The following is a 7,161-nucleotide window of genomic DNA, read 5'->3' on the forward strand; positions in this document are numbered from 1 at the left end:
TGCAAAATGCACTTGATTCGTGGGCAGCTAAAGCATAAATCGCTATTTTGTTAGCTGAAATATTGAGTTTTCAAGGTACGAAGCCCATTTTGGGTATGGGAAGTCTTAGTAATGTTATACAAACAACAGAGAAGACAGTAAGCATTGCTGATACTATATTTGATCAAGAAAATAAAAAATTATATATATATCTTTATTTTATTAATCCAGACAGACCAGACGAAGAAGAATTTTATGTTCCCAGAGTAATAACTCAGACAGAAATACAAAGACTTGGAAAAGAAACTAAAGTGAGAGTATTTCCTGAAATAAATAATGGAGGAAATAAAAATAAAAATGACGTTGCTATTGCATTGGCAATTAATCTTTGCATCAATGGCGGAACTACTATATTCTGCGGAAAAAAGCAGACAGCAGATAAAATATTAGAACGAGTATTAGATATTGAAACACGGGGATATGACATATCAAATATTAAAAAAAATACGGATAATAGGGAAATAGAAAAAATCTCGCACTTAATTGAGAAACATTTTGGAACTGATAATGTATATTATTTGGCTGCACAAAAAGGTGCGTTTGCTCACCATGGAGGAATTCCAATGGGATTGAGGAGTTCTATTGAATATGCAATGCAAAAAGGTGCAATTCAATTTCTTGCATGTACATCTACACTTGCACAGGGAGTCAATCTGCCAATTCGCTATTTAATTATTCCAACGGTCTATCAGAGTAAGGAGCGTATAAAAGTGAGAGATTTCCAAAATCTTATAGGTCGAGCTGGAAGGGCGGGTATATATACAGAAGGAAGTATTATATTGTCAGAAACGCATGTATATAGCATGCGAAAAGATTTTTTTCGACAATGGAAATGGCTTAATTATAAAGAATTATTGAATTGTAATCAGGCGGAGGCATGTACAAGTGAATTATTAGCTTGGTTAAGAGTTGATGACGAAATGGAAGAATACTTGGACACGATAATAGATATTTTTGAAAAGCATTATGTTTCCGGAGATTTTGTAAAGGAAGTTAATAATTATTTATCTGATTTGATAGAAGCAAAAGAGGAAACATACAATAAGGCAAAATTTATTGTAACTCAGATGGTGAATAATATTGAAGCTATAGAAAGTTTTTTACTGTTCTATTTAATTGAGGATACTTATGATGATTCAAAAGATACAATTCATGATATTATAAGGGAAACATTGGCTTATTATTTGGCTACTGATGATGAAAGGAAACGTTTGCTTCATTTAGTAGATTTAATTGGTTCATTTATTGTAAAAACAGTTGCCACGCCAGATAAGCGGAATAGATATAGTAAGTCACTTTTAGGAGTTCGAAAAGAGATAGAAATTGAGCAGTGGATTGAGGAACATATTTTTGATATTGCATGTTGTGAAAATGAAGAGGAGCTTTTAAAAGTTCTTTTTCCATTATTAATTACGTCAGATTACCCATTGATTCATGTTTGTAATAAACCGGACGAATTGGTAAATGTTGGGGTAAAATGGATTTTGGGAGAGAATTATGTGGATATATTGCAATACGCAATTGAAAATAATATTAGGATTTTGCAAAGGCACAGGTATAGTTTGATTTCATTAAAGCAAGTAATCGATTTGTGCGATAATTATTTCGGATATAACTGTACACTTATGATGGCTGCAATAATTGAGAATGTAAATTATCACTTGGATGATACTGACCTAAATAGCAATTTAAAATTATTATCAAAGCGTATGCGATATGGATTGAAAAATCAATGTAGTATTACATTGTATGAAATGGGCTTTAATGATCGTATTATTGCTAAGAATCTTGCGGAAATTATAGAAAAAGAATATAGAGCCGGAAGCAGAAAAGAAATAATACGATTGATTAAGAGAACTGTTGATATTCAGTATGATATTTTGTCGTATTTATCTGAATATCCATCATATTTCGAGGAAAAAGCTATTAAACTAATATTCGGCTAAAAATACAATGAGTATGTATGGTGTTCTTTAAAAGGATAGGTGATAATAATGCTTGTTTTCAGAAATTTGAGAAAATATGTATCTGGATAAGGATCCGGATAAAGTCAAAAAGGGGGACTTGATTTCTCTCATCCCCCAGTGTATAATCTAACTAAGAAAGGTAATCAGATGCAAGATCTGATGCCCTCAGTAAAATTTAATTTATTTCTATGTTAAGACATAGCATCCATCAAACTTTCCTAGGGTTATCGTGGATGCTATTTCTTATTATGTCGGTTATCTATGTAGGTCAAAGCCGCAAAAACTACTAATAGTAAAGTAAGAACTTCCATTGTGTTCATGGGCATCACCCTCTTTCTAAAAACTAGAGGGCGTTTCGAAATTGCATCCGCATTCTTCCTTGTTCAATTATACTTTCTAAGTGTAACACAGTCAGATACCAGTGACAATAAGGGAAGCATTGTACAACTAAAAGATTTTTGTCTGGTAGATTTTGTTTTCTGAAGTTCAATTCTATGCAGGAAGATTTTGGATTATAGTTGACCCTAAAAAATTGCAATGAAACTAAGATAAGAGGAATGATTGCAGAAGAATATTTGTAATTGTATAATGTAAATAAGTTAATGTAATAGTGAAAAATTTAAATCTTGATTTTTTATAATACTATTAGACAAGAATCTCTATATACAGTAAAAGAAGTGTTAATAAGGAAAGGGTGCTTATGATGAAAAAGCTTGGCATATTACATGTTTCAGATATACATATAGATGCTTCATCAATAACGGAAGTAGACATTATTGTTGAAAAATTACTTAAGGATATTAAGAAGGTAGAATCAGAAAATGATATACAAATTGATTTGATATGTTTTGCTGGGGATTTGATTGGGAGAGGTGAATGGGCACTGGAAAATGAAAATCAAATCACGTTAGCAGAAGAGCACTTTATCAAACCTTTATTAAGTGCAACTGGATTAACAACAGAAGAATTCATACTTATCCCTGGAAATCATGAGGTTGATAAAACGAAAATTGCAAAAATGACGGAAAATGGTTTGGTAGCACTATCTTCTTTAAAAGATATAAATGAAACTATATTTGAAATGGAAGATGAGTATAAAAGGCGATTACAGTATTTTTATGATTATATGTATAAAAATTATGTAAAAGGTGCAGAAACATGGAATTTGGGATACTCGTTAATAAAAAATATTAATGGTATTAATGTGGGAATTGCAGGGTTAGATTCTGCGTGGAGATCCACTGGGGCAGGTTGGAAAGAGCGAGGACACTTGCTAGTAGGAGAACATCAAGTAGGAGTCCTTTATAATAATATTAAAGATGCAGATTTGAAAATATGTTTAATGCATCATCCGCTTGATTGGCTATCGGAACTGGAGATGACTAATGTTGAGAGAAAATTAAATTCCTTTGATTTGGTTTTAAATGGACACGTACATGATTTGCAGGATAAGCAAATATGTACTCAAAGGTATAAAACAATATATAATACTTCTGGGAAATTGTATCCAATTGATGATTATTATTCCGGATATTCTATTTTGGATATTGATATGGAATTAAATACATGTTGTATTTATTCAAGGGAGTATTTAAAATCTCCGAGAGAAGACTTTGATCGTGCTTTGCGATTAAATGAAAATGGGAAAGTACAATATCAGCTTACAGCATATGATGAAGCCAAGGCAGTGGAGTTTGATTTAAAATTGCAATTACGTGAATATTATCAGGAGGCTACAGAAAAATATACTATGTTGAAGAATATTGATAGCTATTCTCCGGAGAAAGTTGGAGATTTTTTTGTGGATCCCATAATATTTGAAAAATCAGAATATGAGCGGAGCGAAATTAAACGTAAGGAAGATAAAAAAGAACAGCCTATTTTACTGAGTGAATTAATGGAAATCCCTGAGAACATTTTAATGATTGGGAAAAAGGAATGCGGAAAAACAACAGTATTACAAAGATTTGGTATATGGCATACACGGAGTGAGAGCGAAAAAATACCAATATATATTGATATGTTAAAGCTGGGTAAAGGACAGGATAGAATTTTGACTGCATGTCAAAACTTTATTTTTAATAATATGTCAGATGAAGTGCCAATTACAAAAGAGCAGGTTCGAAACATTTTATCAAATGGGAAGGTATTATGCTTATTTGATAATGTTAATATTTCAAGTGCTGATCATATTAGATGGATGCATAGTTTTACAAAGGCATTTCCGCAAAATAGATTTGTATTTTCGGCAGAAGAAAAATTTTATCAGACTTATACCTTGAAAGAACTCCCTGATTTAGGTGTAGAATGTAAACCAGTATATTTAGAAGTATTTGGCAAACGTCAGGTTAGAGAAATGGTTACAAAATGGGGAGAAGGTAAGGATGGTTTTGATGCAAATGAAATGACGCAAAAAATTGTAACGTATTGTAATAATATTAATTTTGCAATGACGCCTTTTAATATTGCAGTTTTTATGACAATATGGGATAACGATAGGAATTTTGTCCCTATTAATGAAGGAAAAGTCATGCGAACTTATTTAGAAACAGTCTTAGATAAATTTTCAATTGAAGGTTTTCAGAGAAGTGAATATGATTATGATGTTAAGCAACATTTTTTGGGCTACTTAGCATATGCAATGTGCAAAAAGGATGAATACTATTTTACAGTAGAGGAATTTGACAAAATAGTTGATGAGTATCATAACAAAAAAGGTTTCAAAAAGTCACAGTCGAAATTTGATGTTATTTTTTTCGAAAAGAATATATTGTGTATTAATGGAGATTATGTATTTTTTAGTAATACAAGTATAATGGAGTATTGTCTTGCATCTTATGCAGTAGTAGACAAATCTTTATATGAATTGATGACGGCTAAAGAAAATAGAGTAAATTTTTCTCATGAAATATCATTTTATTCTGGTATAGTACAGGATTGCTCAGGATTACTGAACGGACTGAATGACGAAATCACAGAAATTATCTTGGAAAATATGGATTTACTAGATGAAATAGAAAAACTAAGTATTGATATTGAATTTCCATTGGACAAAACAGCGTTTAGGAAATCAATAACAGAGAGTCGTCGTTCGATAGAGGAAGTAGATGAAATGGAAGAAATAATTACTACTACTAAGAAGGATGCATCTCCTATGGAAATAACAAAAATTGATACTGTAGAGGACAGTGAATCGTTTATGGATTTACTTTTAATATATGGAAATGTAATAAAAAATGCGGAGACTGAGGATAAAGATCAAAAAAAGATACATCTTGAGAATTATATGCTTGGAATGAATTTTCAGTTCGGTTTAATGATAAATGAATTCTCATCATATTTGTCAACGAAGAGAAAGGAAGAGTTACCACCAGAAATAAAAGAAAAGCATCCGGATTTAACAGATGAAGAATACGAGAATATTAAACAAAATACGTTAGATTTGCTGAAAGTAGTTCTTCCGATTGCGATTCAATTTTGTATAGTCGATAATGTTGGTACACCAAAATTAGATATAGTAATTCATGAATTAATACAAAATAATAAAGATAAAAAATTTACCAGATTCATGTTATCCTTTTTGCTATGTGATATTGGAAATGGAAACATAAAAACTTTTCTAATGAATTATATAAGCGATGAAGATTCTAAAGATTTTTTGAAATTAATATTAGCAAAATTAGGTATTTACTATAGCATGTGGTATTTTGGTAATAATCCGCATATGGATGACGTATTACTTGATTTGATTACTGAAGTTCAGTTTAAGATTTCTGGTGAAAATCGATTACAAATGCAAGCGAAGAAAGGTGAGTATAAGAAACGAATAAAACAGCAGTATGATTTACAAAGAAAAAAGTTGGTGAGTTAATTTCTAAAGTATTGATGAAAGATATTAATATGAAAGGAATCCGGATTTTATGTAATCGGAGAAGTAAAAGCATAACACTTTGTTGAGAGTGCTTTCAGGGGCAGAAAGAACCTGCCCCTGAAAGCACTCTTACAGGTTTTGTTTAATGATTCTGGTAATGATTCCTACCGCCACATTCCGTTCTTCATCTATATGCGTTACGACAAAAGAAACGTTATCTTTCTTTCCAACGGTACGGCTGTCATAGCAGGAGTGAGCAATGGCGTTGACTCCGATGGAGAGCCGGACAAATACGGTACCTTTGTGAATGTCTTCTACAGTGCCGGCATATTTGCCCTGGACTTTACATTTTTTCATGTTTTCTTTACTGGTATTGCCTTCCACACTTTTTACATCTGCCCGGACGGTGATATGTTCCGGATCTTCTGTATTTACTTCCAGTATGCGTACCAGGATATGGTCACCTACATGGAAGCGTTCTCTGGCGTCGCCGAGCCAGTCGAAAGAAAGGTCACGAGCAAGGATGGATGTTTCCACTCCAAAGATTTCAGCACGTACCACTTTTTCTGCGACTGCAACGACTCTTGCCTGCACGACACGGTCTTCGTGTACCTTTGGGGTACCGTTTGCATCTTTCTCCAGATAGAAAATTTGCCGTTTCTTCAGCATGGCTTCTTTACGGCTTGCTACAATGCTACGCGTCTTTGCATCCAGTCCTTTTACAATAAAATCAATCTCACAGCCGAGCATATTGTTGAGAATCTTATTCTGGCGTAGGGACAGTTCTCCATAATCATGGGCATCATCCTGTACCAGATTGATCATCATTTCTGTGACTGGAATGACAGTACGGAAATCTTTGTAGTAAATAATTGCGATCAGACTGCCGGTTTCCGTTTTTTCAATTCCGCCGAGCATACCAGTCAGAATCTTTCTGGTACGGTATGCATTCTGGATCTCATGCCAGATCAGGTCTGCTTTTGACTGGGCAGTTTCCAATACGGTATCGGAATCAAGAGTTAATACAGTAGTGTTGGTAATCATTTCGTTTGACATAAATGTTCTCCTTTCGTTTATGACATGATGGAATTTTTATCTAAAGGAACCATTTCAGACGAATCTGACCAATTATCTTTTAACAGATCTTCTGAAAAGTCATCATAATCTGGTTCCTGCAAATTCCGGCTCATCTGACCACGCATTCCGCTAAGAGCTGATCAGTCTTTCCGGATGTAACTGAACGCGTTTCCGCTTCAGCTGATCAATAAGTTTTCAACGTGTTAT

3 protein-coding genes are annotated in these 7,161 nt (G+C 33.2%); 2 read left to right on the plus strand and 1 reads right to left on the minus strand.

The annotated features are described in order from the left end of the window. Nucleotides 1-95: 95 nt before the first annotated feature. Nucleotides 96-1,985 carry a helicase-related protein gene (locus ACTNB3_RS17375; RefSeq protein ID WP_441027194.1) on the plus strand — a complete coding sequence of 630 codons (1,890 nt, stop codon included), beginning with the start codon at nt 96-98 and terminating at the stop codon, nt 1,983-1,985. Between the two features lie 721 nt (nt 1,986-2,706). Beyond that, a complete protein-coding gene (locus tag ACTNB3_RS17380) occupies nt 2,707-5,877 on the plus strand; it encodes a metallophosphoesterase (RefSeq protein WP_441027196.1) in 3,171 nt (1,056 codons plus the stop codon). A gap of 129 nt (nt 5,878-6,006) precedes the next feature. Here the strand turns inward: ACTNB3_RS17380 and ACTNB3_RS17385 are convergent, their stop codons facing one another. Next, the gene (locus tag ACTNB3_RS17385; RefSeq protein ID WP_441027198.1) at nt 6,007-6,933 is read right to left on the minus strand and encodes a S1 RNA-binding domain-containing protein; all 927 of its coding nucleotides are present in this window, start codon (nt 6,931-6,933) and stop codon (nt 6,007-6,009) included. Nucleotides 6,934-7,161: the final 228 nt, after the last annotated feature.

Origin of the sequence: Bariatricus sp. HCP28S3_D3 (assembly GCF_052065755.1) — a bacterium.
Lineage (GTDB): Bacteria > Bacillota > Clostridia > Lachnospirales > Lachnospiraceae > Allocoprococcus.